Annotated in this window: 21 protein-coding genes and 2 tRNA genes; 4 read left to right on the top strand and 19 right to left on the bottom strand. The window is 65.4% G+C overall.

Annotation, left to right across the window (positions count from 1 at the left end):
* Positions 1-13: 13 nt before the first annotated feature.
* From DB032_RS01705 to DB032_RS01620, 18 genes are all read right to left on the bottom strand, one after another.
* Positions 14-1,903, bottom strand: a complete 1,890-nt coding sequence (locus DB032_RS01705) for a nucleoside-diphosphate sugar epimerase/dehydratase (protein ID WP_107798001.1) — start codon at positions 1,901-1,903, stop codon at positions 14-16.
* A gap of 2 nt (positions 1,904-1,905) precedes the next feature.
* Entirely contained in the window at positions 1,906-2,373 is a 468-nt protein-coding gene (locus DB032_RS01700; protein ID WP_107798000.1) for a GNAT family N-acetyltransferase, read from the bottom strand.
* Positions 2,370-3,035, bottom strand: a complete 666-nt coding sequence (locus DB032_RS01695) for a sugar transferase (RefSeq protein WP_304529376.1) — start codon at positions 3,033-3,035, stop codon at positions 2,370-2,372. Before DB032_RS01695 ends, DB032_RS01700 begins: the two co-directional genes overlap by 4 nt.
* Positions 3,032-4,195, bottom strand: coding sequence for a DegT/DnrJ/EryC1/StrS aminotransferase family protein (locus DB032_RS01690; RefSeq protein WP_107797999.1), 1,164 nt, complete (start codon positions 4,193-4,195; stop codon positions 3,032-3,034). Before DB032_RS01690 ends, DB032_RS01695 begins: the two co-directional genes overlap by 4 nt.
* Before the next feature lie 198 nt (positions 4,196-4,393).
* Positions 4,394-5,629 (bottom strand): glycosyltransferase family 4 protein, encoded by a 1,236-nt coding sequence (locus tag DB032_RS01685; RefSeq protein WP_107797998.1) that lies wholly within the window; start codon positions 5,627-5,629, stop codon positions 4,394-4,396.
* A 3-nt stretch (positions 5,630-5,632) separates the two neighbouring features.
* Entirely contained in the window at positions 5,633-6,727 is a 1,095-nt protein-coding gene (locus DB032_RS01680) for a glycosyltransferase family 4 protein (RefSeq protein WP_107797997.1), read from the bottom strand.
* 148 nt (positions 6,728-6,875) lie between these two features.
* Positions 6,876-7,958, bottom strand: coding sequence for a glycosyltransferase family 4 protein (locus DB032_RS01675; protein WP_107797996.1), 1,083 nt, complete (start codon positions 7,956-7,958; stop codon positions 6,876-6,878).
* Positions 7,951-8,532, bottom strand: coding sequence for an acyltransferase (locus tag DB032_RS01670; RefSeq protein WP_107797995.1), 582 nt, complete (start codon positions 8,530-8,532; stop codon positions 7,951-7,953). Before DB032_RS01670 ends, DB032_RS01675 begins: the two co-directional genes overlap by 8 nt.
* Positions 8,529-9,797: a lipopolysaccharide biosynthesis protein gene (locus DB032_RS01665; RefSeq protein WP_107797994.1), complete on the bottom strand. Its 1,269-nt coding sequence runs from the start codon at positions 9,795-9,797 to the stop codon at positions 8,529-8,531. Before DB032_RS01665 ends, DB032_RS01670 begins: the two co-directional genes overlap by 4 nt.
* Before the next feature lie 4 nt (positions 9,798-9,801).
* Positions 9,802-10,899 (bottom strand): DegT/DnrJ/EryC1/StrS aminotransferase family protein, encoded by a 1,098-nt coding sequence (locus tag DB032_RS01660; RefSeq protein ID WP_107797993.1) that lies wholly within the window; start codon positions 10,897-10,899, stop codon positions 9,802-9,804.
* Positions 10,900-11,001: 102 nt separating this feature from the next.
* A complete protein-coding gene (locus DB032_RS01655; RefSeq protein ID WP_107797992.1) occupies positions 11,002-11,577 on the bottom strand; it encodes an acyltransferase in 576 nt (191 codons plus the stop codon).
* A gap of 59 nt (positions 11,578-11,636) precedes the next feature.
* Positions 11,637-12,008 carry a GxxExxY protein gene (locus DB032_RS01650; protein ID WP_107797991.1) on the bottom strand — a complete coding sequence of 124 codons (372 nt, stop codon included), beginning with the start codon at positions 12,006-12,008 and terminating at the stop codon, positions 11,637-11,639.
* An 83-nt stretch (positions 12,009-12,091) separates the two neighbouring features.
* Entirely contained in the window at positions 12,092-13,156 is a 1,065-nt protein-coding gene (locus DB032_RS01645) for a Gfo/Idh/MocA family protein (protein WP_107797990.1), read from the bottom strand.
* Between the two features lie 154 nt (positions 13,157-13,310).
* Entirely contained in the window at positions 13,311-14,615 is a 1,305-nt protein-coding gene (locus DB032_RS01640) for a nucleotide sugar dehydrogenase (RefSeq protein ID WP_107801603.1), read from the bottom strand.
* Positions 14,616-14,928: 313 nt separating this feature from the next.
* On the bottom strand, positions 14,929-15,672 hold the full coding sequence (locus tag DB032_RS01635) for a polyamine aminopropyltransferase (protein ID WP_233246777.1): 744 nt from the start codon (positions 15,670-15,672) through the stop codon (positions 14,929-14,931).
* A 46-nt stretch (positions 15,673-15,718) separates the two neighbouring features.
* Positions 15,719-16,696, bottom strand: a complete 978-nt coding sequence (gene ttcA / locus DB032_RS01630) for a tRNA 2-thiocytidine(32) synthetase TtcA (RefSeq protein ID WP_107797988.1) — start codon at positions 16,694-16,696, stop codon at positions 15,719-15,721.
* Positions 16,697-16,798: 102 nt separating this feature from the next.
* Positions 16,799-17,560, bottom strand: coding sequence for a pteridine reductase (locus DB032_RS01625; RefSeq protein WP_107797987.1), 762 nt, complete (start codon positions 17,558-17,560; stop codon positions 16,799-16,801).
* Between the two features lie 78 nt (positions 17,561-17,638).
* The gene (locus DB032_RS01620) at positions 17,639-18,187 is read right to left on the bottom strand and encodes a hypothetical protein (RefSeq protein ID WP_146176552.1); all 549 of its coding nucleotides are present in this window, start codon (positions 18,185-18,187) and stop codon (positions 17,639-17,641) included.
* A gap of 61 nt (positions 18,188-18,248) precedes the next feature.
* Here DB032_RS01620 and DB032_RS01615 point away from each other — a divergent pair, with 61 nt between their 5' ends.
* The 4 genes from DB032_RS01615 (at position 18,249) to DB032_RS01600 (ending at position 20,644) form a co-directional block, all read left to right on the top strand.
* The gene (locus DB032_RS01615) at positions 18,249-19,400 is read left to right on the top strand and encodes a class I SAM-dependent methyltransferase (RefSeq protein WP_107797985.1); all 1,152 of its coding nucleotides are present in this window, start codon (positions 18,249-18,251) and stop codon (positions 19,398-19,400) included.
* 85 nt (positions 19,401-19,485) lie between these two features.
* Positions 19,486-19,562 (top strand) — tRNA-Met (locus tag DB032_RS01610).
* Between the two features lie 35 nt (positions 19,563-19,597).
* Positions 19,598-19,674, top strand: a tRNA-Met gene (locus tag DB032_RS01605).
* 148 nt (positions 19,675-19,822) lie between these two features.
* Entirely contained in the window at positions 19,823-20,644 is an 822-nt protein-coding gene (locus DB032_RS01600; protein ID WP_107797984.1) for an ABC transporter substrate-binding protein, read from the top strand.
* A 16-nt stretch (positions 20,645-20,660) separates the two neighbouring features.
* Here the strand turns inward: DB032_RS01600 and recC are convergent, their stop codons facing one another.
* Complete coding sequence (gene recC / locus DB032_RS01595) at positions 20,661-23,870, bottom strand: exodeoxyribonuclease V subunit gamma (RefSeq protein ID WP_107797983.1); 3,210 nt, start codon at positions 23,868-23,870, stop codon at positions 20,661-20,663.
* Positions 23,871-24,002: the final 132 nt, after the last annotated feature.

Raw genomic sequence — 24,002 nt, 5'->3', positions numbered from 1 at the left:
GCCCCCCGCCTCCTCAAGACGCCGCGTTCGCCCGCGTCACCCAGTCCTGAGTGGCGTCGGCGGCGCGGAACTCGCGCACGGCCTGTTGCAGCAAAGCAAACGCCGTCGGCGCGTCCAGCCGCCCGCAGGCCTCGTCCATGCTCGCCAACAGATCCCGCATCTCCGCGTCCGACAAGCAGTATTCCTGAGCGCGCATGATGCGTTCGTGATCGGTGGCCAGCACGTTGTCGCCGATCAGCAACTCCTCGTACAGCTTTTCCCCCGGCCGCAGGCCGGTGATGCGGATTTCGATGTCGCCGCCGGGACGGGCCGCGTCCTTCAGCTCCAGACCGGACAGATGCACCATGCGCCGCGCCAGATCGATGATGCGCACCGGCTGCCCCATGTCCAACACGAACACGTCGCCGCCGTCGCCCATCGCGCCGGCCTGGATCACCAGTTGCGCCGCCTCCGGAATGGTCATGAAGTAGCGGGTGATGTCGGCGTGGGTCAGCGTGATCGGCCCTCCGGCCTTGATCTGGGCGCGGAACAGCGGCACCACCGAGCCGGAGCTGCCCAGCACATTGCCGAAGCGCACCATCACGAAGCGGGTGGCGCTGCCGCGCGCATGCCGGGTCTGCAGCGTCAGTTCCGCCATGCGCTTGGTGGCGCCCATCACATTGGTGGGGCGCACCGCCTTGTCGGTGGAGATCAGCACGAAGGTGTCCACGCCGCAATCCTCGGCCGCGCGCGCGGTGGTGTCGGTGCCGAACACATTGTTGACGATGCCGGCCACCGGATTGTGCTCCACCATGGGCACATGCTTGTAGGCGGCGGCGTGATAGACGGTGTCCACCTTGAAGGCCCGCATCACCTGGACCAGCCGCTGGTAGTCGGTGACCGAGCCCAGCACCGGGGTGCGCGCCGGCGCCGCGGCGGCGCGGCCCAGTTCCTGGTCTATCGCGTACAGCGCGTATTCGGACTGCTCGAACAGGATGATACGCGCCGGCTGGTTCTTGGCGATCTGGCGCACCAGTTCCGAGCCGATGGAACCGCCGGCACCGGTGACCATCACCACCTTGCCGCGGATATTGCGCGCCAGCAGTTCGGGCTTGGGCGGCACCGGGTCGCGGCCCAGCAGGTCTTCGATCTCGACCTCTTTCAGCTCCTCCACCCGCGCCTCGCCGGACACCAGGTCCGCCATGCCCGGCAGCCGCTTGATCGGCACCCGCAGCAGTTCCAGGGTTTCCAGTATCTCGCGCTGGCGGCTGCGGCTGACCGAGGGCATGGCCAAGAGAATGCATTTAGCCTCCAGGTCCTTGACCAGCTGCGGCAGATCCCGCGGCGGATGCACCGCCACGCCGCGGAAGGTGCGGCGATGCAGTTCGGGGCTGTCGTCGACGAAGGCCATCGGCCGATATTCGCGGCCGGCCTGCAGGGCCAGCATCAGTTGCACGCCGGCATGGCCGGCGCCGTAGATGATCACGTGCTCGCGCGGCGCGTCCACCGCGTCGATGCGGCGCACCAGGCCACGCAGCAGAAAGCGGCTGCCGCCGATATAGGCCATGGCGAACACCCAGAAGATGATCACCGAGGTGCGCGGCATCGCCCAGATGTGAGCCATCTGCAGCACCGCCTGCAACACCAGCACCGACAAGGTCACGCCGGAGAACACGGTCAGGATGATCTTGTCGTCCAGATATTTGAGCACTGCGCGGTACAGGCCCAGCTTGATGAAGATGGGGATGGCCCACAGCGGCGGCACAATGAAGATCCACAAATGCGGGTTGAGCTTGGGATCCCAGTATCCGCCCAGGCGCAGGAAGACCGCGCTCCACAGCGCCAGCGGCAGCAGCAGCGCGTCCATCAGCGCCAGCATCGCCATCTTGTTGTGGCGGGAGAAGGCGAGCAGTTTTTCAAACATGGTCATTCTTTCGCGTCCGACGGCCGTTGATACAGCGCGTCCGGACAACATTCCTCATTATCTTGGCCGTCGCCCAGGCTCAGCAGCGCGAAGCCGTGCGCCTCGTAGAAGCGGCGCGCGCCCGCATTGGCCTGGAACACCCACAGCCGGCAGGCCGGCGCCGGCGGCGTCAGCACCCGATCCAGCAAAGCCGCGCCCACTCCGACACCGCGATGCTCGGCGCCGACATAAAGCTGATCCAGCCATAACACGCCGTCTTGCAGCGATGCGGCGGCGAAGCCGGCGATATCGCCATGCCGCTCCGCCAGCCAGACATCGCCCGCCGGCAGCAGCGCATTGGCGAACCAGGCCTGCACCGCCGCATCACTATGCGCCAGCGGCGCGTAGCTCATCTCACGGCGGCAGGCCAGATAAATGTCCGTTAAAGCGACGGCATCGCCGGGTTCGGTCAAGCGGATGGAAATCGTCATCGGCTGACGATCTTCATCAGCGTGGCGACGATGATGCGGATATCCTCCGCCAGGCTGTGGCTTTCGGCATAGCGCACGTAATAGGCCAGTTTTTCCGGCAACACCTGCTCGATGTAGGCGCGCTCCGGGTCCTCGGCCCGACCCAGGATTTCGTTCTCGTCTATCATCTTGATCGACGCCCAATCGGTGATGCCGGGGCGCACCGACAATACGATGTCGCGGACTTCGTCCGGGTAGTGGGCGACGTATTTGGGCACCTCCGGCCGCGGGCCGACCAAGCTCATATCGCCGAACAACACATCGATCAACTGCGGCAGTTCGTCCAGCTTGGTCTTGCGCAGCAAGCGCCCGGCGCCAGTGACGCGCGCGTCGGCGCCCACGGTCAGCTGGCCGTGGCGCTCGGTGTCCACTTGCATGGTGCGGAATTTGTGGATGCGGAACAGCGTGCCGTTCCGCCCTACCCGCACCTGGCGGAAAAACACCGGCCCCGGCGAATCCAGCTTCACCCACAGCGCCACCGCGAGCAGCGGCAGCGCCAGTGCGGCCAAGCCCAGGCCCGCGGCGACGATGTCGAAGCCGCGCTTCAGCAGCCGCGAACCGTGGCGACGCGGACGGCAGCACGGCGGCAGCAAGCCGCCGCTGTCTGAACCCCGCTCGCTCATGCGCTCAGGATCTCGCGCACAGCGGCGATCACCCGGCTCTGGTCATCGTCCGTCATCCGGGTGTATAGCGGCAGGGTCACTTCGGCCTCGAAGGCGGCGTCGGTCACCGGGAACTGTTCGCGCGTCAGCTGATAGCCGTCGCGCCACACCGGCTGGCGATGCAAGGGAATGAAGTGCACCGAACAACCGATGCCCTTTTCCGCCATCCGGGCGATGAAGTCGTCGCGGCTGACGCCGGCCTCGGGCTTGATGCGCACCGGATACAGATGCCAGGCGTGGTTGCTGCCCGCGTCCTTCGGCCGCGCCGGCAGGATCAGCGGCAGGTCGGCCAGCTCGCGGTCGAAACGCTGGGCCATCGCCTCGCGCAATTCCTGGAAGCGGCGGATCTTCTTCAACTGGTGGATGCCCATCGCCGCGGCGGTGTCCGGCATATTGTATTTGAAGCCCGGGGCCACCACTTCGTAGAACCAGGCCGGTGTCTTGGACACATAGCGGTCGAAGGCGTCGCGGCTGATGCCGTGCAGACGCATCACCTTGCAACGCGCGATGATGTCCTTGTTCTTGGACACCACCATGCCGCCCTCGCCGGTGGTCATGGTCTTGTTGGCGTAGAAGCTGAACACGGTGACGTCGGAGTCCAGGGTCCCAACCAGCTTGCCCTTGTAATAAGTGGGCAACGCATGGGCGGCGTCTTCAACGACCTTCAGCCCGTGCTCGCGGGCAATGGCGATGATCTCGTCCATCTCGCAGGCGAGGCCGGCGAAATGCACCGGCATGATCGCCTTGGTCTTGGCGGTGATCGCCGCGCGGATCGCGTCCGGGCTGATGTTGAAGGTGGCCGCGTCCATATCCACGCATACCGGGTGCGCGCCCAGGTAGCGCACCACTTCGGCGGTGGCGGTGAAGGTGTAGCTGGGCACGATGACTTCGTCGCCGGGGCCGATGCCTATCGCTTCCAGCGCCAGGTGCAAGCCGGCGGTGGCGGAGTTGACCGCGATCGCCTCGACGCCGTCGCCGATGAACTGCGCGAAGTCGGCCTCGAACTGCTTGGTCTTGGGACCGGTGGTGACCCAGCCGGAGCGCAGCGCGTCGACCACTTCGTTGATTTCGTCCTCGCCGATGTCCGGCAGGGCGAAGGGCAGGAATTTTGTTTCGCTCATAGTATTCTTCGCTATCAGTTAAGCGCGCGGACTCGTCCAGACTTGTCCAAGCGACCTTGCAAACCCGGTAGGATGGACAAGTTCAAGAGCTTGCCCACGCACCATGCTCATTCCCCAAACACACCATCTCTCTCGCCCCCTGCCCAGTCCAACGGCAGACGGCCTTCACACACCCCGCGATGAAAAAACGCTGATCACTCACTCGCGAGCAAGCACCGCCTGCAAAAACCGCCGCGCCAGCACTGCGTAATCATGATGCTCCAGCACATAGGCCTGACCCGCCGCGCCCATGTGCGCGCGTTCCTCGGCCGGCGTCGCCGCCATCCGCCGCGCCGCGTCGGCAATCGCGGCCGGGTCCTCGGCGCCCACGCTGATGCCGGCGCCGGCGTCCTTCACCATATCGTTGCCGGCCTCCACCGAATGGATCACCGGCTTGGCGGCCATCAGGTAGTCGAACAGTTTATTGGGGTTGATGCCAAAGCGATAGATAGGCAGTTTGCGCCAGCCTATGAACAAAGCATCCATTTCGGCGAGGAAGCCCGGCACCGCGCGTTTGGCGATGGATGGCAGGAAGATGACGTTATCCAGCCCTAGCTCGGCCGCGCGCGCCGCCAAAGCCTCCTTGTCCGGACCGTCGCCGACCAGAACGAAAGTCACCGGCGCGTCCCGCATCAGCGCCGCCGCCTCCAGCAGGTAATCCAGCGCATTGGCCAGGCCGTGCCCGCCGGCGTAGCCGATCAGGAAGCGCCCCTGCGCTTTCAGCTCCGCCAGCCGCATCCGGTGCTCGGCCGGCAGGGCCTCGGCCTCGCCGCGCCATTCGGCGACGTCGACGCCGTTGGGGATCACCGCGTACTTGGCCGGATCCATGCCGTGCGCCACCATATAGTCCTTGGCGCAGGGCAACATGGACACCACGGTGTCGGCCTTGCGGTAGCCGAAATCCTCGGCCCATTGCAGCAGGCGGATGAAGGGATGTTTGGGCGACATACCGCCCACCTCCACCGGCGTCAGCGGCCACAGATCATGCACCTCGTACACCAGCCGCGCGCCGGTCTTGGCGGCGATCCAGGCCGCCGGCACGGTGTCCAGCGGATAAGTGGAGGAGGCGATCACCACATCCGGCTTCCACTGCTTCAGATAGCGGCCGGACAAGCCCATCACCCGGGCCAGAAAGCTGAAGATATTGAGCACGCGGCCGATGCCGTTGCCCTCGTAAGGGCGGGTCTTGCACCAGGTGTAGCGGATGCCGTCTATGTCTTCGTCCCGGTATTTGCCGTCCACTTGCGGATGGGTCTGGCGCAGATGGGAGACATCGGCGGCCAGCATATTGACTTCATGGCCGGCCTGCGCCCACTCCCGCGCCAGATAGTAGGGACGGAATTCCATGCCGTGCCGGGGACTGCCGGCATAGTGGTTGATGTAAAGAATTTTCATGGTTTACAAGGTTGCGTACAGCTTGACCAGCTTGTCGGCCTCGGCCGCCCAGCTGTATTTGTTCAATACCGCCTGCTTGCCGGACTCGCCCAGCGCCCGCATGCGCGGCTCGTCGGCCATCAGTTCGTTGACGGCGGCGGCGATGGCGGCCGGGTCCTGCGGGTCCACCAGCAGGCCGCAGCCGGCGTCGTCCACGATCTCGCGCCACACCGGAAAGTCCGACGCGATCACCGGCATGCCGGCGGCCATGTATTCGAACAGCTTGATCGGCAAGGCGTCGACGTAGTTCGGCGTAGGGAACAAGGTCACCAGGCCGATCTTGCTCTTGGCCAGCACCTCGGCCACGCCCTTGCGGTCCAGCACGCCCAGGTCGTTGACCCGCGCCCAACCCGGCCGCGCCGACACGCGGGCCTTCAGATCGCTCTCGCTCCACGGCCCGGCCAGGTTCAACCGCGTCGCGGTGTCCGGCAAGGACTCGACGATGGGTTCGATGCCGCGGATGCGCGAGATGCCGCCGATATAGCACAGCTCGTTGCGGCGCTGCTCCCACGGCGTGTCGCGCACCAGTTCTTCCAGGATGGGGAAGTTGCACACGTCCAAGGCGCGCGCGCCCAGCTTCTCGAAGCGCTTGCGGATGTGCGGCGTCGAGGTCACCACCGCGTCGAAGCGGCGCGCCGCCCAATCTTCCAGCGTCTCGAAGCCGCTGGACACCAGGGGGCGCACCGCGCCGGGTATCCAGTGCTTGGCCAGGATCTGGCGCGGCACGTCTTCGTGCACGTCGTACACCACCTTGATGCCGGCCTGTTTCAGGCGCAGCGCGGCGGGAATCAGTTCCGGGTCGTGGAAGTGGACCACGTCAGGGCGCAGCTTCAGCGCCGCCTGATACACGCGCTTGACGGTGCCGGTCATCCGCGCCAGACGGCCGCCGGTTTTGGGGCCGACGTCGTGGAAACGCACGCCGCGGTTGATCTCCTCGCCCTGGCCGTCGGCCACGATCAGCGTCACCTCATGCCCGGCGGCGGCCAGGCTCGCGCACTCCTTGACGAAGATGCGGATGTCGTGACGCGGATGGGCGGAAGTGAGATGGGCAATTTTCATGGGTAAACCTTGTTTACGCCACGCAAACACACAGAAGGGACTTCGGCTTTACATCGCATCCTGCCTGCGGCAAGGCCAGCATGGCCTGGATATGGCGATGCCGTTTGGTCCCTGTCTTTCCATGTGCTTCCGCGGCTAAATTCATTCCTTAAATCAGCTCCCGGTACAACTGGGCGAAGCCGGCCATATTCGGCTGATGCAAACCCTTGTCCGCCACCAGCCGGCGGTTGAGCTCGGCGATTTCGTCCAGCCGCGCATCCTCGCCGGCCAGTTCCATCGCGCGCAGCAGTTCCTCGCCCAAACGCCCGACGTCCTCGGCGATCACGCCGTTGAGGCCGTCTATCACCCATTCGCCATTGGCCGGCAGATTGGACAATAAGGGCAGGCAGCCGTGGCCCATCGCTTCCAGCAGGCTGACGCTGGTGGCGTCCGAACGCGGCACGCTGACGAAGACCCTGGATTCGGCGTACATCCGCCCCAGGGTCGCGCTGTCGACGAAGCCGGCGAAGTCCACGCGGCTCAGGCCCAGCTCGGCGGCCAGGCGCTTCAGGGCCTCGGTCTCGCTGCCGCTGGCGGCCACGGTCAGACGCCAGTCGCCGAAACGCTCGCACAGCTCCACGCTCTGCCAGGCGCGCAGAATGGCGTCGATGCGATAGAGCGGCTTGTGCAGCCGGCAGGACAGCACCCTCTTGCCCTTGTCCGCGCTGGCCGCCGGCTCCGGCATGGCGTCCATGCCGTAATTGAGCAGGCGGATGCGGCAGCCCTCGCCGGCCAGCTCGCGGATTTTCGCCGCCATGTGCAGCGAATCCGAGGTGATCGCGTCGGCGGCGGCCAGATTGGCGCGCACCATCGCCCGCATCAGCCGGCTGCGCTCCGGCAGCAAGAGCACGTCGGAGCCCCAGGCGGTCAGCGCCATGGGCAAGTCCAGGCTGACCGCGGCGCGGCTGCCGTGCCAGGCCACGCTATTGGCCTGATGGATGTGCAGCAGCTGCGGCCGCGTTTCGCGCAGCCAGGCGCGCAGACGCGACACCGTGCCCAGCGCCGCCAGACGGAAATCCACGCGCAGGCTGCCAGCCAGCAAGGGGGCCACGTCGGCCGGAACCTCGCCGTTGCAGGCCAGGTAGAGCTGGTCCACATGCGGCGCGATGCCGCGCAGGAAACGCCAGGTGTGCACCGAGGCGGAAGCCAGCACCGCGACGCTGGCGATCTTGTCCCTCACCGGCTCAGTCATGCGCCCAGGCCTCGTACAAGGCCAGCAGCTCGGGATGTTCGTCCAGCCACTTGGCGTCCATCTCCCGGGTATCGCCCACTACCCGCGCCGGATTGCCGGACAGGATGGCGAAATCGGGATACACGCCGGCCGGCACATAGCTGTAAGCCGACACCATGCTGCCCTTGCCCAGTTCCACGCCCGGCATCAGCACCGAGTGCGGGCCGACGAAGCTGTACGGACCCAGCTTGGTGGGCTTTTTCAGATAGCCGACGTGATTGTTGCTCTCCAGGTAGCGGTCGCCGTACAGACGAATGGCCACATGGCTGGAGTGGGTCAGCAGCGACACGTAGTTGGTGATCTGACAACCTTCGCCGATGTAAAGCCCGCCGGAGGCGTCGATCAGATTGAAATGGCCGATGTAGACGTTGTCGTCCACCATCAGCTTGCCGACATGTTCGATTCGGGTCATGTTGGACACCCGGGTGCGTTTGAGGAACACCCCGTCGCCGCGGGTGAATCCATACACCATTCTGGGCTGCACCCACGCCGACAGGCGGAAACGGATGCGGCTGAATAGAGCGTGCCAATTCATCGGGCTGCCTTGTAAAGCCATGCAAAATAAGCCAGGAAATAAGCGGCCATCACCACCGACACCAGTTGGAAGGTGGGCACCGCGTCGTTCCACAGCGAAAAACCCGCCCACATCGTGCCCAGGAACAACAGGGCCTGCAGCAAGGACCACAGGAAGGCCTGACGCTGGCGGTTGATCACCGGCGGCACCATGCCCAACGGCGAGGCGACGAAGTGGAACAGGATGTAGAGCGACATCGCCTCCGCGTAGCGGCCGGCGGTGGCCCAGTTCTGGCCGAACACCAGCGAGAACAGGGGTTCCCCGGCCAGTTGTATCACCAGGAAGGGCAGCAAGGCCATGCCGCTCAAAGTCAGCATCATCTTGCGCAAAATCGGGCGCAGCGGCTGCCCTTGATTGCGGGCGTCGGCCAGCTCGCGGTAGGCCACTTGCGCCACCGCCTGGCCGATCAGGGCCGCCGGCAGCTTCAGCACCCGCATCATCAGGCCGTAAAAGCCCACCGAGGCGGTGCCGGCCAGCATGGTCAGCGCCACCAGCGTCGCCGAATCCAGCAAGGCGGTGCTCAAGGCGTGCGGCGCGTTGATCTTGGGAAACTCGATATAAGCGCGCGCCACCTCGCGCATGCCGGCGCGGCTGAGTTCGTGACGCCAGGCGAAGCGGGCCTTGAGGTCCTGCCAGGTTTGCGCCAGCAAAGAGCCGAACTGGCCGGCCAGCTGGCCCAGGATCAGGCCGGCGGCGCCCGCCCCCGCCCAACCCAAGCCGACCTGGGTGGCCGCCATGCTCAGCGACTGCAGCATGCGGCCGTTGGCGTTGGCCTGGTAGCGGCGGTGGCGGTTGTTCCAGTTGGTCCAGGCTTGCATCAAGCCCGCCAGCGCGACGGACAGCGGCAGCAGCAGCAGCCAGGGCTCCAGCTCCGGCGCGCCCAGATGGCGGGCGATATGGGCATGGCCGTCGAAGGCCACCGCCACGCCCACCAACAAGGACAAGGCCAGCGCGCAGGCGATGGACAGGCCCATCAGATTGCCGGCCCGCCTCTCCTCGGCCGGCAGCACGATGGCCATCTCGTAACGGGCGGTGGCCAGCACCGCCAGCGTGGACAGCCAGGAGACGTAGACCGCCTGCACCCCCACCTCGTGCGGGTTGTACAAGCGGGTGATCAAGGGCGACACCAGCAGCGGAATCACCTGCGCCACCGCCGCCCCGGTAATCAGGGTGACGATGTGGCGGATGAAGCCGCTCTTGGGCAGGCGGGACAGCAACAGGCCCATGCGCTCAGGCCAGAGCCTGCTTGACCGCGGCGACAATGGCGTCTTGCGTCGCCTCGTCCAGGAAGGGGTGCATGGGCAGGCTCATCACGCGGCGGCCGGCGGCCTCTGACAGCGGGAAACTACCCTCGGGCAGGTTCAGATGCGCGAAGGCCGGCTGCAGATGCAGCGGAATCGGGTAATGCACCGCGGTGGGCACGCCCAGTTCTTTCAGCTTGGCCTGCACCGCCTCGCGATCGTCCACCTCGATGGTGTACTGCGCGTAGACATGGCTGTTGCCCTCGGCGATCACCGGCACCCGCGCCACCTCGCGCAGCTGCGCGCTGTAGCGCGCGCCGATGCGTTCGCGCGCCGCCACTTCGTCGGCGAAGCTCGGCAGCTTGGCCAGCAACACCGCCGCCTGTATCGTGTCCAGCCGGCCATTGAGGCCGATGATGGGATGGTGATAGCGGCGATCCTGGCCGTGCACGCGGATCTCGCGCATTTTCTTGGCCAGCGCGTCGTCGTTGGTGAAGCAGGCGCCGCCGTCGCCGTAGCAACCCAGGGGCTTGCTCGGGAAGAAGCTGGTGCAGCCTATGGTGGACAGATTGCCGGACTTCTTGCCGCGCTGGCCGGCGCCGAAGCTCTGCGCGCCGTCCTCGATCACCGCGATGCCGTGCTTGGCGGCGATGGCGTTGATGGCGTCGAAATCGGCGCACTGGCCGTACAGGCTCACCGGCATGATGGCGCGGGTGCGCGGCGTGATCGCCGCTTCCAGCAGCGCCGGGTCCAGGTTGTAGCTGATCGGGTCGATGTCGACGAACACCGGCTTGGCGCCCAGCAGCGCGATCATCTCGCCGGTGGCGATGAAGGTGAACGGGGTGGTGATCACCTCGTCGCCGGGGCCGATGTCCAGGGCCATCATCGCGATCAGCAGCGCCTTGGTGCCGTCGCAAACGCCGATGGCGTGCTTGGCGCCGGTGTATTCCGCAAGCCCCTGCTCCACCTCCTTCACTTCCGGCCCCATGATGTACTGGCCATGGTCCAGCACCGCGTGGATGCGGGCGTCGATATCGGCTTTCAGATGCTGGTATTGCGCTTTCAGATCAATGAACTGGATGGACATAAGAGGATCAACCCCAAATCAATTTTTGAAAGATATCGCCCATATAGCGACACGCGGAACGACGGAGAAGCACCCTGAAGCCAGGCCGCATCAGGGGACTTGTCAGTCGTTCTTGAGCGGCGAGCAGTGATTGCCGCCCACCTCGTAATGCTTGGCGCAGGCCGGGCAGCTATGGGTGCCGATATCGTTGGCCAGCCGTTCGCCGCAGGAACACATCCAGCCAATGCGCTTGGCCGGCGTGCCCACCATCAGCGCGTAGGCCGGCACGTCGCGGGTCACCACGGCGCCGGCGCCGATAAACGCGTACTCGCCTATGGTGTGGCCGCACACCACGGTGGCGTTGGCCCCGATGGACGCGCCTTTTTTCACCAGGGTGCGGCGGTATTCATGCTTGCGCGCAACGTGGCTGCGCGGATTGTTGACATTGGTGAACACCATGGACGGGCCGCAGAACACGTCGTCCTCCAGCGTCACCGCGTCGTAGATGGATACATTGTTCTGCACCTTGACGTTGTCGCCGATCAGCACGTCGTTGCCGACGAACACGTTCTGGCCGAAGGAACAGCCGGCGCCGATCTGCGCGCCGTCGCAAATATGGGTCCAGTGCCAGACACGGGTGTTCTCGCCGATCTGCGCGCCGTCGTCGACGATGGCGCTGGGGTGGATGATAGGATGCATCTTAATTAAAACCTTTAGTTTAGCCACGGCACCACACGGAAAGACACGGAATAGGTCAACTACAAGACAAAGCGCCTGACCTCGGCCTTGGGGTGCCAAAAATTAATCAACAGACCCAGTCTCAAACCGCTAGTCCTCATATAGTTCAACAATTGAGCCTCATGAATGGCGGCCAGCTTTTCCTGCGCTTTCAACTCCAATACAACGCGCTCTTCAACCAGCAAATCAACACAGTACTCTCCGACCACCTGCCCTTTATAACGCACCAATAGCGGGACCTGCGACCGGGTAGCCAAGCCCGCGCTATTCAACTCCTGCAACAAAGCATTCTCATACACTTTTTCCAGGTAGCCGTGGCCCAGCTGACGGAAAACCTCAAAAACACAGCCCTGGATACGATACGTCAGATCCTCATCGATTAGAGGCGACATTGCGCGCTTCCCTTCCGTGTTTTTAGCTATGCAGAAGCTGCGTTTTCCGTGTTTTTCCGTGTGCTTCCGTGGCTAAAAATAACTCAATAATCCAGCGGCAGGCTGACGCGGCGGCCGTCGCGGGCGGACAGATACATCGCGATCAACAACTCCAGCGACTTCAGCCCTTCGCGGCCGTCGGTCTCCGGCTCGGCTTCGCCGCGCATGGTCTTGATCACATTGTCGTAGTACAGCGGGTGGCCGAAGCCGTAAACGCTGGTGGTGGCGTAGCTGGCCTGCTTGATGTCCTCGTCCATCGCGTGCGGCTCGGAAAACTCCCAGTGCTGGATTTCGTTGACGGCCATGCCGCCGACGCGCACCGAGCCCTTCTCGCCCAGGATGGTGATGCTGCCTTCCAGGTTCTTCGGGTAAGTCAGCATGGTCACGTTCATGCTGCCCAGCGCGCCGCTGCGCCATTTGACGCTGACGGTGCCGGTGTCCTCCACCTCGATATTGCGCGCCAGCGTCGCGGTGTAGGCCTGCACGCTTTCCACCGGGCCGATCAGCCAGTCCAGCAGATCCACGTAATGGCTGGCCTGGTTCATGAAGGCGCCGCCGTCGAACTCCCAGGTGCCGCGCCAGCCGGCCGCGTCGTAATACTCCTGCGGACGGGTCCAGAACACATTGACGTTGACCATGTAGACGCGGCCAAAGCGCTTCTCCTGCATCGCCCGCTTCAAGAGCTGCAAGGTGGCGTTGCGGCGGTTTTGCTTGACCACGAACAGATGCTTGTTGGCGCGGTCGGCGGCCTTGACCATTTCCAGGCCGTCTTCCCAGCGGGTGGCCATCGGCTTTTCCGTCATCACGTGGAAACCGGCTTCCGAGCAGGCGATGCTCTGGCTGGGATGCAGGCCGGACGGAGAAGTCAGGATCACGATGTCGGCGTCGGACTTGGCCAGCATGTCGGCCAGATTGGCGTGGCCGCGCGCGCCGGTGCGCTCCACCGCCGCCTTCAAGGCGGCCGGGTCGATGTCGCAGACATCCACCAGTTCGGCGCGGTCGGCGTGCTTTTCCAGCGCGCCGAAGTGGTTCTGGGCGATGCGGCCGCAGCCCACCAGCGCAAAGCGGATCTTGCGGTCGGTAATCGGGGGAAGGTGCAGAGTGTGCATGAGTTTAAACCCTAAATTCAGTGAGCCACGGAAGCACACGGAACAACACGGAAACCCCCAAATACCCAAGATGCGAGAGCGCCCTCAAGTCACCGTGATTTGCAGGCTCCGGCTTTGTCCGTGTTTTTCCGTGTGCTTCCGTGGCTAAAAACAATCAGGCCTTGACGATATTGTCCGCCGACTCCAGATACTTGCCCCGGCTATCCACCACCAGCTGCGCGTGCGCCTTGATCTGCGCGTAGTCGAACTTGTCGTGGTCGGTGGCCAGCAGCACGCAGTCGTAGCCGGCGATGGCTTCATTGCTCAGCGCCACGCTGGACAGCTCGAAACGGTGCTCGCGCATCTTGGGGAACACCGGCACGTGCGGATCGCTGTAAGCCACTTCCGCGCCCAGATCGCGCAGCTTTTCCATCAGGAACACCGACGGGCTTTCGCGCATATCGTCGACGTTCTTCTTGTAGGCGATGCCCAGCACCAGCACGCGGCTGCCATTGATCGCCTTCTTGCGCAGGTTCAGCGCGGCGGCTACTTTGGACACCACGTAGTCCGGCATATTGCTGTTCACTTCGCCGGCCAGTTCGATGAAGCGGGTGTTGACCCCGTATTCGCGCGCCTTCCAGGTCAGGTAGAACGGGTCGATCGGAATGCAATGGCCGCCCAGGCCCGGGCCCGGATAATAGGGCACGAAGCCGAAAGGCTTGGTGGCGGCGGCGCGGATCACTTCGTGGATGTCGATGCCCATCTTGTCGGCGACGATCTTCATCTCGTTGACCAGGCCGATGTTTACCGCGCGGTGGATGTTCTCCAGCAGCTTGGTCATTTCCGCGGCGCGGGTGGAGGACACCGGCACCACCTTGTCGATCACCGCGCTGTACAACGCCACGCCGATTTCCTGGCAGGCCGGGGTTACGCCGCCGCATACCTTGGGAATGGTGCGGGTAGTGAAGTTGGGGTTGCCCGGATCTTCGCGCTCCGGCGAGAACACCAGGAAGGCGTTGTCGCCCGCCTTCAGGCCGCGCGACTCCATGCGCGGCAGCAGTTCTTCATCGGTGGTGCCCGGATAGGTGGTGGACTCCAGCGACACCAGCTGACCTTCGCGCAGATAGGGCACCAGGCTGTCCATGGTGTCCAGCACGAAGGACAGGTCCGGTTCGCGGTATTTGTTCAGCGGCGTCGGCACGCACAGAATCAGGGTATCGGCTTCCGGCACGCGGCTGAAGTCGGTGGTAGCCTCGAAGCCGCGCTCCAGCGCGGTGGCGATGCTGTCGGCGGAGATATGTTCGATATAGCTTTGGCCGGCCATCAGGGCATCCACCTTGCCCTGGTCGATGTCGAAGCCCAGCACTTTGTAGCCGACTTCAGCGAAACGCAGCATCAGCGGCAGGCCGACATAGCCCAGGCCCACGATGCCGATGACGGCGGATTTGTCTGCAATCCGATTGAGCAGTTGCTGCTTGATCACGGTGTAAGTCCCAACAGTATGTAAATACGATAGCGGCGGACCGGACATTCAGAACGAGCGGCGCGGAAGCGAAATCGCCCGCGCCGCGCCTGTCCTAAACTGTCCGGTCCACCGCCATAAAGTTCATTCAACGGCAAGCCAGCTTGCCGTTTTCCGTTTCTGTCCGTACTGATCTGCCTCAGAGCTCTCTGCATCCGAACTCGTTTCGCGCAGCGCGCCATCCGTCCCAAGCCGGCGTGGCCGTAATGCCGGCATTATACGCCTCTTCCCGCGCGTCATTGGGTAAGCAAATGTACGCAGACGCCCCGCTTCAGACCAGTAAATGCCCCGCCGTGTGCTGATTGGTCATTTTCAAACGGCTGACGAAATCGACGAACTCCAGACCGAAGCGCCCCTCCAGTTCGTCGGCCCGTTTTTTCAAGGCCTCCCACTGCGTCAGCGTCGGGCTCTGGCGGAAAGCCATCACCGCCACATTGCCGTGGCTGGCCGCCGGCAGTTCCAACACCCGGCCCTCGAACACGTTCAACAGGCGCTCGATGAAGGACTGATAACGCTTGTCCCCGCTCCACCAATTGGTGACGAACACGCCCTTGGGGCTGAGCGCGCGCTTGCAGTCCTCGAAAAAGTCCTCGGTGGTCAGCGCGTCGACGATCTGCAGGCCGTCGAAGCCGTCCACCAGGATGGCGTCGGTGGAGCCGCGGAAGATCTTCACGTAATCGGCGCCGTCGGCCTCGACGATCTCGAAGAAATCGCCCTCCTCCGGCAGCTGGAAAAAGGCGCGCGCCACCGCGATCACCTGCGGATTGATGTCCACCGCCACGCTGACCGCGTCCGGCAGGTATTCATCGATGAAGCGGGCGAAGGAGCCGCCGCCCAGGCCGATCTGCAAGATGTGCTGCGGCGCGTCGTTCCACAGCAGAAAACCCATCATCGCCCGGCTGTAACTGAGCACCAGGTCGGCTGGATCGTCCAGATCCATGGAACTCTGTATCGTTTCCGAACCCAGGTGCAAAGAACGGATATTGTCCGCCTCCGAGATCTCCACCTCCGGCATTTCCTCCACCGCGGGGCGCACGCGGCGGCGGAACGGATGCAAGGCCCTACGCGCCACAGCCCGAGTCCTCTCCCGCCGGTTTGCGCGAATCCAGAATGCTGATGGTGCGTTTCTTCGGCACCGCGTCGGCCTCGTCGTCCTGCGGCGGCGGCGGATCGCGGAATTCTTCCTTGTCGAAAGCGGTGTCGCCGTCCTCGAACGGCGCGTCGCCGGTCTTCAGGCCGGCGAAGTCGAACAGGCCGGTGTCGGCCAGATGGGATGGCACCACGTTCTGCAACGCGCGGAACATGCTCTCCAGACGGCCGGGGAAGCGGCGGTCCCAGTCATTGACCATATCCTTGACCACCTGGCGCTGCAAATTGGGTTGCGAGCCGCACAGATTGCAAGGAATGATGGGGAATTCGCGCAGCGCGGCGTAGCGCTCGATATCCTTTTCGCGGCAGTAAGCCAGCGGGCGTATCACCATGTGGCGGCCGTCGTCGGACACCAGCTTGGGCGGCATGGACTTCAGCTTGCCGCCGTAGAACATATTCAGGAACAGGGTGTGCAGAATGTCGTCGCGGTGGTGGCCCAGCGCGATCTTGGTCGCGCCCAGTTCGTCGGCCACGCGGTAGAGAATGCCGCGGCGCAGCCGCGAACACAGGCTGCAAGTGGTCTTGCCTTCCGGCACCAGGCGCTTGACGATGGAATAGGTGTCTTCTTCGACGATGCGGTATTCGACGCCGATGGAATCCAGGTATTCCGGCAGCACGTGCTCGGGGAAGCCCGGCTGTTTCTGGTCCAGATTGACCGCCACGATGGAGAAATCGATAGGCGCGGACTTCTGCAAACCGCGCAGAATGTCCAGCAAGGTGTAGCTGTCCTTGCCGCCGGACAGGCAGACCATCACGCGGTCGCCCTCTTCTATCATATTGAAGTCATTGATGGCGTCACCCACATGGTGGCGCAGGCGCTTGGCCAGTTTATTGCCTTCAAACACGGCCTTTTTGGCCTTGTCGTCGAGGACGCTGCTTGCTTCGGACATGGAGTACGGCTAAGAAATTGAAAAACAGGCGATTTTACTTTTTTTCCGCGGCGAAATCCACGACGGCGAACAAGGCGCGCGTGCGGCCCGCCCGCGCAGCGGCTACAACACCACGCTGCGGCCGCCGTCCACCGCCAGAATCTGACCGGTGACGTAGCCGGCGTCCAGCAGCAGAAAGGCCACCGCCCGGGCGATGTCCTCCGGCACTCCGGTGCGGCGCAAGGGAATGCTGGCCTCGATCTCCGCGCGCTCCGCCGCGTCGAATGACGCGTCGTCCTCCGGCCACAGATTCACTCCGGGCGAGACCCCGTTGACCCGCACCGCCGGCGCCAGCTCTATCGCCAGGCTGCGGATCAGCTGCGCGTGGCCGGCCTTGGCCAGGTTGTACACCACATGGCGGGCCATCGGCCGCTCCACGTGGATGTCGGCGATGCCGACAATGGCGCCGCGACGCTTGGCCAGCTCAGGCGCCAGCGCCTGGGACAGGAATAGCGGCGCCTTCAGATTGCTGCCCATCAGATCGTGCCAGGCCGCCTCGTCGATCCGGCCCACCTCGGTGGGGAAGAAGCTAGACGCGTTGTTGACCAGGCCGTCCAGCCGGCCGAACGCCGCCACCGCCCGCGCCGCCAGCGCCGGCAAGGCCGCCGTGTCCAGCAAATCGCCCTGCAGCAAGCGCGCGGAATCCGGCCGCGCCGCGTTCAGTTCCGCCGCCAAGGCCTCCGCCTCGCCGCGCGAACCGCGATAGTGCAACACCACCCGCAGGCCGCGCGCGTGCAAATGCCGGGCGATGCCCGCGCCCACACGCCGCGCCGCGCCGCTGATCAGCGCCACCCGCTGCTCTCCTGTCGTCCCCTGATCCGCCATTTCCGCTCCTCTGAATCTTCGCCCGCCGCCGCAGGCTCCCACACGCGCCTTACGCCGCGATGACGCCGGCCGCGCGCTCTATTTCTTGCCCATGCACGGCTGGGCCGCCGCCAAGGCCGCCTGGCTGGACGGCGGCAAGACGAAACGCGCCACCAGCTTGCCGTGCTTGCGGCTGGCGCCGTCTATCGTCACCAGCAGTTCCTTGTGCGCGGCGGACTGCCAGGCGAAGAACTCGCCCCGCGACGGCCACTCGAACACGAAGCGGCCGCTCGCCTCGTACCAGCCGGCGAAATGACTGTCCACGCCGCGGCGCAAACCGGCCAGGTTCAGCTTGAGCTTGCGCCGCTCGCCCAGGCCGCCCGGCCCCTCGTACGGACGCACGTCCCAGCCGCCCAATTGATCCGACACGTGCAAGGACAGCCGCAAGGGCGGGCTGTCCGCGCGGCAAGCCACGTCCAAACGCGCCGGAAAGCGGCTGCGTCCCACCGTCGCCTCACCGTCCAGGCTGGCCACTTGCAAAGGATTGTCCGGATACGGCTTCGACACCGCCCACTGCGGCGCCGCCAGCGCCGGCCCCAGCAACAGGCCGCCCGCGCAGCCGGCCATCCAACGGTAAAATCCGCTCACCCTCTTCTCCTGTCCGTCAGTTTCCACCACAATCGCGGCACATTGTAGCAGGATGACCGCCATGACCACCTTACCCGCCGCCAGCGCCGACGCGCTGGCCACCAGCCAAAGCCTTGTCCACGCCATTCAGGCGGAAATCCGCCAGCAGGGCGGCTGGATGCCGTTCTCCCGCTACATGGAGCTGGCGCTGTACGCGCCCGGCCTGGGCTATTACGCCGCCGGCAGCCGCAAACTGGGCGCAGCCGGCGACTTCACCACCGCGCCGGAAATGAGCGCCTTGTTCGGCCGCGCGCTGGCGCGCCAGCTGGCGGAGCTGCTGCCGCAAACCGCCAATGTGGTCTATGAGTTCGGCGCCGGCACCGGCAAGCTGGCCATCGACATTCTCAGCGAACTGCAAGCGCTAGACGCGCTGCCGGAACGCTATTGCATCGTCGATCTGTCGCCAGACCTGATCGAACGCCAGCAAAGCAATATCCGCCAGGCGCTGCCGCAACTGGCCGAGCGCGTGCAGTGGCTGAGCCAGCTGCCGGAGCGGCTGGACGGCGTGATCATCGGCAACGAAGTGCTGGACGCCATGCCCTGCGAGCTGATCCACTGGACCCCCGAAGCCCAACGGCGCGGCGTGGCGCTGGACGGCGAGCGCTTCGTCTGGGAAGACCGCGCCATTCAGGACCCGCGGCTGCTGCAACTGGCCCAGGCCATCCAGCCGCGGCACGACGACTATGTTTCCGAAATCAGCCCGGCCAATATCGGCTTCCTCCACACCCTGGCGCAAAAACTGGATCGCGGCGCCGTGCTGCTGCTGGACTACGGCTTCCCCGCCGCCGAGTACTATCACCCGCAGCGCCATATGGGCACGCTGATCGGTCATTACCGCCACCACACCGTGGACGATCCCTTCTTCCTGCCCGGCCTGATGGACTTGACCTGCCACGTCGATTTCAGCGCGGTGGCCCAGGCCGGCATAGACGCCGGTCTGGACCTGATCGGCTACACCACCCAGGCTCAATTCCTGATCAACGCCGGCATCACCCAGTTGCTGGAGCAGCTGGACCCGGCCGACGCCGCCGGCTATCTGCCGCAGGCCGCCGCGGTGCAGAAGCTGCTGTCGCCGTCGGAAATGGGCGAGTTGTTCAAGGCCATAGGCTTCGGCAAGGGGGTAAGCATAGACTGGAGCGGTTTCCTGCGCGGCGACCGCTGCTACACCCTGTAAGCCGGCGGCCGCGAGAATCTTGTTGACAGCCGGCTTTCGGCTGCGTATATTTCGCGTCTCGGTGCACTCGTGCATCGAAAAACGTGGCGAATTAGCTCAGTCGGTTAGAGCGACGGAATCATAATCCGCAGGTCCGGGGTTCGAGTCCCTGATTCGCCACCACAGTTTGCGAAGAGTTGTTTTCGACAAGTCTTCACGGCGAATTAGCTCAGTCGGTTAGAGCGACGGAATCATAATCCGCAGGTCCGGGGTTCGAGTCCCTGATTCGCCACCAAAATGAAAAGGGTCAGCGCAAGCTGACCCTTTTCGCATTCCCGCCGCCTTCGGCCCCTTCCCGTTTATCCACAGACCCGCACGGCTACGCGAAGTTATCCCCAGCCTCCGCCCGGCTATAGTAAAGCATCCCCTGCCGGAGCCTCGCCATGCGCCGACTTTTCCGCCTAGCCGTCCACGGCCTGGCCTCTGCCGCGGCGCTATGCGCCGGACCGGTCCCGGCCGCGCCTCAGCCGGCCGTCAGCGCCTGCGTCCGGGAATTAAGCGTCGGCTGGGACAGTTGGCCTCCTTACCACTATCTATCCGCGCGCCAGCAACTGGACGGCTACGCCGTCGCCGTGCTCAACGAAGCCGCGCACCGGACCGGCTGCCGGCTCCACTACCAGCAAATGCCCTGGCCGCGGACCTTGCTGAGCCTGAAAAACGGTCTGGTGGACGTGGCGATGGAGGCGCTGAAAACGCCGGAGCGCGAGCCCTTCGCCCACTTCGTCTGGGCCTACAGCCCCACCACCGTGCGCTTGTGGAGCTTGCGCGGCCGCGCGGCGCAATGGCCGACGCACCGGCTGGAAGATTTGGGCAAGCACGGCAAGCTCATCCTGGGCGTCACCCGCGGCGACAGCTACGGGGCCAGCCTGGACGCCTGGCTGAAACTCCCGCCGCCAAGCGTCGCCGTGGACATCGGGCCGACGCTGGACATCAATATCCAAAAGCTGCGAGCCAGGCGGCTGGACCTGTTGCTGGCCAACAGCGCCACCCTGCGCGCGGCGCTGCAGGCCGAACCGACGGGAGCGGAGATCGTGCCGCTCGCGCCGGTCTGGAATATCGGCGGCGCGTATTTCATCTTCAGCAAAAGCAGCGTGCCGCAGCCGGTGGCGGACGCTTTCCGGCAAGCCCTGACCGGCATGCGGCGCGACGGCTCGATCCAGACCTTGTATCAGCGCTACTTCGAAGCGCCGTATCCGGAGGAATGAGCCGGCGCCGGCCGCCTCACTCCGCGCCGCCGCCCTGCAGCCGCTCCGCCAGCGGCGACAGCAGGGTTTCCGCCAGTTGCGCGAACAGAGGATCGTCCAGAGGCTGTTGATTGCGGAAGGCCAGCGCGATCGCCGCCTCGTCCTTTTGCGCCATGCCGCCTTCGCGGACAAAGCCGGGGTCCCATTTTTCCAGCGCTTTCCGCATCGCCTTGTCGCGCCGCTCCGGCTCCGCCGCCAAAGCTTCGGCATACGCCCAGCTAGTGCGGCCGAACCAGGGCAAGGCTTGATCCTGGCCCTGACGCCAGCGCGCCAGCCACGGCTCCAGCAAGGCCAAGGCCTCCGGCTCGTCCTCCAGCAGCAGGCTGCCCGTGTCGTCGTAGCAGGCGGTGCGGCAGACCACGCCCGGCGGCCGCGCCGCGCACAGAATCAGATGGCTCAGCCACAGAGCCACGCGCTGGGCGGCGTTGATCTTGCCGACGACGAAATCCAGCTGGCCTTCGGGGCGCAGCCCGGTGAGCTCGCCCACCAGGGTGAGGCCGGCCGCATGCAGATGAACCGGCTGCGGCGGCAGAACGTCACGGCTCAGCGCGGCCGGCAGCCGCGCCGCCAGCTTGACGCTGGAACGCGCCTCCTCCACCAGCCAAGCCCGGCCCAGCGCGGCCGGCGGCAGCAGGCCGGCGGCGGCGACGCGCTCGCGCACCGGCGCTTGCGGACGGCGATGCAACATGGCGTCCACCAACTGCCTGCGCACCGCCTGGCTGGCGTCGCCGTCCACGGCGAAAGGCTCGCGCACCGGCAGCTCCTCGTCGCCGCCGAACAAACGGATGGCGAGCCGGTCCGCCAGCCAGGCGCGCACCGGATTGCGCCAGAAACGGATGAAGTCGTGCAAATTGACCACGCCGCTGAGCGCCGCCGGCGGCAAGGCTTCGGCGAACGGCCGCGGCGCGGCCTCCGGCTGCGACAGGGCGGCGGCGAAAGTGGGCTCGAAGCTGGCCAGCCGCGGGTCCGCGCCGTCGTAGGCGGCGGGCGAGAACGGCTGCAGCGGGTGGCGCACCGTCAGCGCCCGGCCAAGATCCTCGCCGCACATGGCGGAGAAGCAATCCAGCAATTCGGCGATCAGCGGCGAGGGCGGCAGGGTTTCGCCGCTGCGGGCGGACTGGCCCACATAGGACAGATAGAGCTTTTCCCGCGCGGAGAGAATGGCCTCCAGGAAGAGATAGCGGTCGTCGAAACGGCGCGAGCGGTCGCCGCGGCGCGGATGGCGCGCCACCAGGTCGAAGCTGACCGGGCGTTCGTCGCGCGGATAAGCGCCGTCGTTCATGCCGATCAGGCACAACACGCGGAAGGGAATAGAGCGCATCGGCACCATCGCGCAGAAGGTGACGCCGCCGGACAGAAAGCCCAGCGGCGAGGCCAGGGTCAGTTTGCGTTTGAGCCAATCCCGCACCGCCGGCAGGCCCACCTCTTGCTCGAAGCCGGCCAGCTCGGCGTCCTCCGCCAGTTCCGCCAACGCGGCGCGCAATACCTCCAGCGCTTTCTCATCGTCGGCGTCCGCGTCGAACAGCCGCTCGCAAGCCTGTTGCAAGCGCTCCGCCCACCGAGCCGGAGCGGCCGGACGCGCCCACTCCTCCGCCACGCGCTCCAGTTCGCGATAGCAGGCGGAAAAGCGCCCCAGCGCTTCCGCCAACTGGCCCTGAGCGCTGCTGTGCGGCAGCAGGCCGGCGTACAGGCCGCTGTCGTCGCCGGCCAAGGCCGGCGGCAGCACCGCGCCCAGCAACAGCCGGTCCAGGCCCCAGCGCCAGGTGAACAGCGGATCCGCCGGCAAACCCAGCGCCGCCTTGTGCGCGGCGTCCCGTCCCCAGCGGATGCCGGCCTCGCGCACCCATTGCTGCACAAAGGGCACGTCGGCGTCGTCCAGGCCGAAGCGGCGCAACAAGGCCGGCGCGTCCAGCAAGGCCAGCACCTGATCGGCGGCGAAGCGGGAGTCGGCCAGGTCCAGCAAGGCCGCGTAGCTGGCCAGCAGCGGTTCTTCGCGCGCGATGCGGCGGTCGGCGATGCTGTAGGGAATGTCCGGCGCCGCGTCCTCCTGCGGACGAGCGCCGAACACCGCGTCGATATAAGGCGCGTAGCTATTGATGTCCGGGGTCAGCACGGCCACGTCCGCGGGATTGAGGCCGGGGTCCTCGCGGAACATCGTCAGCAAGCGGTCTTTCAATACTTCCAGTTCGCGCATCGGCCCGTGGGCGGCGTGGATCTGCACCGAATCGTCGTCCGCCGCCAGCGGACGCGGCGCGTCCTTGGGATCGTTCAATTGCAGGATGTCGCGCTGCAAGCGCGCCAGCAGCGCGTCGCCGCGGGGAATGTCGAATAGGGGCCGCGCGTCCAGCTCGCTGTCTTCGGCGATCAGTTCGAAGAAATCGCGGCCCTGCTTGCCCAGCGAGGCCAACAAGGGATGGCCCTCGGTGGCGAACAAATCCCCCTTCTGCTGCAGCTTGAGCTTGCGGCGGGCGTCGACGATGTCGCCCCAGTAAGCTTCGCAGGGATTGAGGGTGAACAGGCAGACGTCGGTAAGCTGGGACAGGCGCTTGACCAGGGCCAGATACATCGGCGCCAGGCTGGCGATGCCGAACAGCGTCACCCGCTCCGGCAGATGCTCGGCCCTGAGTTCGGCGAAGAACTCGTCCAGCATGCGCACGCGGTGGCGGCTGGGATCGCTGTCGGCCAGCCGCCGCCACAAGGCGGCCTGCCAGGCCTCGTCGTCGCCCAGGCCCAGCAACTGGCCAGCCTCCCAGGCGCGGATCCAATCCGGCCGGAACACCAGATATTGGTCGAAGATGTCGGCCACCTTGCCGGCCAGCTCGAAACAGGCGGCCTCGCCGCCCTCCAGATAGCGCGACAAAGCGAGAAAAGGCTCGCCCTCCAGCGTGGGCAGCAGCTCCATCAGCCGCCAGCTCAGCACTTCCGGCGCGAACGAGGATTTGCGCGGCAGATCCGGCATCACCCGCTGCATCAGCCGCCAGGCGAAGGCGGCCGGCAGCACGAAGTCCAGATTGGCGGCCACGCCGTTGCTGCGGGCCAGGTCCAGCGTGATCCAGCGCCCCATGCCGCGGCTCTGCACGATCACGGTTTCCGGCGCGAACGAGTCGGACAGCGGCAGGCTCTGGCTCATGCCGCAAAACAGCTGACCCAATTGCTCCAAGCGGTTGGACTGGTAAAGAAGCAGCATGCGGGGATAGGCGGTAGGTGAAATCAGCCCAAGTGTAGCATCCGCGGCCCGGATCGGCCGCATGCGCCGCGCGCGGCAGATTATGCCGCTAGGCGGCGCTCAGACGGCGGCTTGCTTCTCGCCAAGATATTT

Source organism: Chromobacterium sp. Panama (assembly GCF_003052555.1).
Classification (GTDB): domain Bacteria; phylum Pseudomonadota; class Gammaproteobacteria; order Burkholderiales; family Chromobacteriaceae; genus Chromobacterium.
This window is presented reverse-complemented; position numbering and strand designations above follow the sequence as displayed.

Excerpts from the sequence above, each read along its gene's own strand:
- DB032_RS01705 (WP_107798001.1), bottom strand. The coding sequence starts at position 1,903 with ATGTTTGAAAAACTGCTCGCCTTCTCCCGCCACAACAAGATGGCGATG.
- DB032_RS01700 (WP_107798000.1), bottom strand. The coding sequence starts at position 2,373 with ATGACGATTTCCATCCGCTTGACCGAACCCGGCGATGCCGTCGCTTTA.
- DB032_RS01695 (WP_304529376.1), bottom strand. The coding sequence starts at position 3,035 with ATGAGCGAGCGGGGTTCAGACAGCGGCGGCTTGCTGCCGCCGTGCTGC.
- DB032_RS01690 (WP_107797999.1), bottom strand. The coding sequence starts at position 4,195 with ATGAGCGAAACAAAATTCCTGCCCTTCGCCCTGCCGGACATCGGCGAG.
- DB032_RS01685 (WP_107797998.1), bottom strand. The coding sequence starts at position 5,629 with ATGAAAATTCTTTACATCAACCACTATGCCGGCAGTCCCCGGCACGGC.
- DB032_RS01680 (WP_107797997.1), bottom strand. The coding sequence starts at position 6,727 with ATGAAAATTGCCCATCTCACTTCCGCCCATCCGCGTCACGACATCCGC.
- DB032_RS01675 (WP_107797996.1), bottom strand. The coding sequence starts at position 7,958 with ATGACTGAGCCGGTGAGGGACAAGATCGCCAGCGTCGCGGTGCTGGCT.
- DB032_RS01670 (WP_107797995.1), bottom strand. The coding sequence starts at position 8,532 with ATGAATTGGCACGCTCTATTCAGCCGCATCCGTTTCCGCCTGTCGGCG.
- DB032_RS01665 (WP_107797994.1), bottom strand. The coding sequence starts at position 9,797 with ATGGGCCTGTTGCTGTCCCGCCTGCCCAAGAGCGGCTTCATCCGCCAC.
- DB032_RS01660 (WP_107797993.1), bottom strand. The coding sequence starts at position 10,899 with ATGTCCATCCAGTTCATTGATCTGAAAGCGCAATACCAGCATCTGAAA.
- DB032_RS01655 (WP_107797992.1), bottom strand. The coding sequence starts at position 11,577 with ATGCATCCTATCATCCACCCCAGCGCCATCGTCGACGACGGCGCGCAG.
- DB032_RS01650 (WP_107797991.1), bottom strand. The coding sequence starts at position 12,008 with ATGTCGCCTCTAATCGATGAGGATCTGACGTATCGTATCCAGGGCTGT.
- DB032_RS01645 (WP_107797990.1), bottom strand. The coding sequence starts at position 13,156 with ATGCACACTCTGCACCTTCCCCCGATTACCGACCGCAAGATCCGCTTT.
- DB032_RS01635 (WP_233246777.1), bottom strand. The coding sequence starts at position 15,672 with ATGCCGGAGGTGGAGATCTCGGAGGCGGACAATATCCGTTCTTTGCAC.
- ttcA (WP_107797988.1), bottom strand. The coding sequence starts at position 16,696 with ATGTCCGAAGCAAGCAGCGTCCTCGACGACAAGGCCAAAAAGGCCGTG.
- DB032_RS01625 (WP_107797987.1), bottom strand. The coding sequence starts at position 17,560 with ATGGCGGATCAGGGGACGACAGGAGAGCAGCGGGTGGCGCTGATCAGC.
- DB032_RS01615 (WP_107797985.1), top strand. The coding sequence starts at position 18,249 with ATGACCACCTTACCCGCCGCCAGCGCCGACGCGCTGGCCACCAGCCAA.
- DB032_RS01600 (WP_107797984.1), top strand. The coding sequence starts at position 19,823 with ATGCGCCGACTTTTCCGCCTAGCCGTCCACGGCCTGGCCTCTGCCGCG.
- recC (WP_107797983.1), bottom strand. The coding sequence starts at position 23,870 with ATGCTGCTTCTTTACCAGTCCAACCGCTTGGAGCAATTGGGTCAGCTG.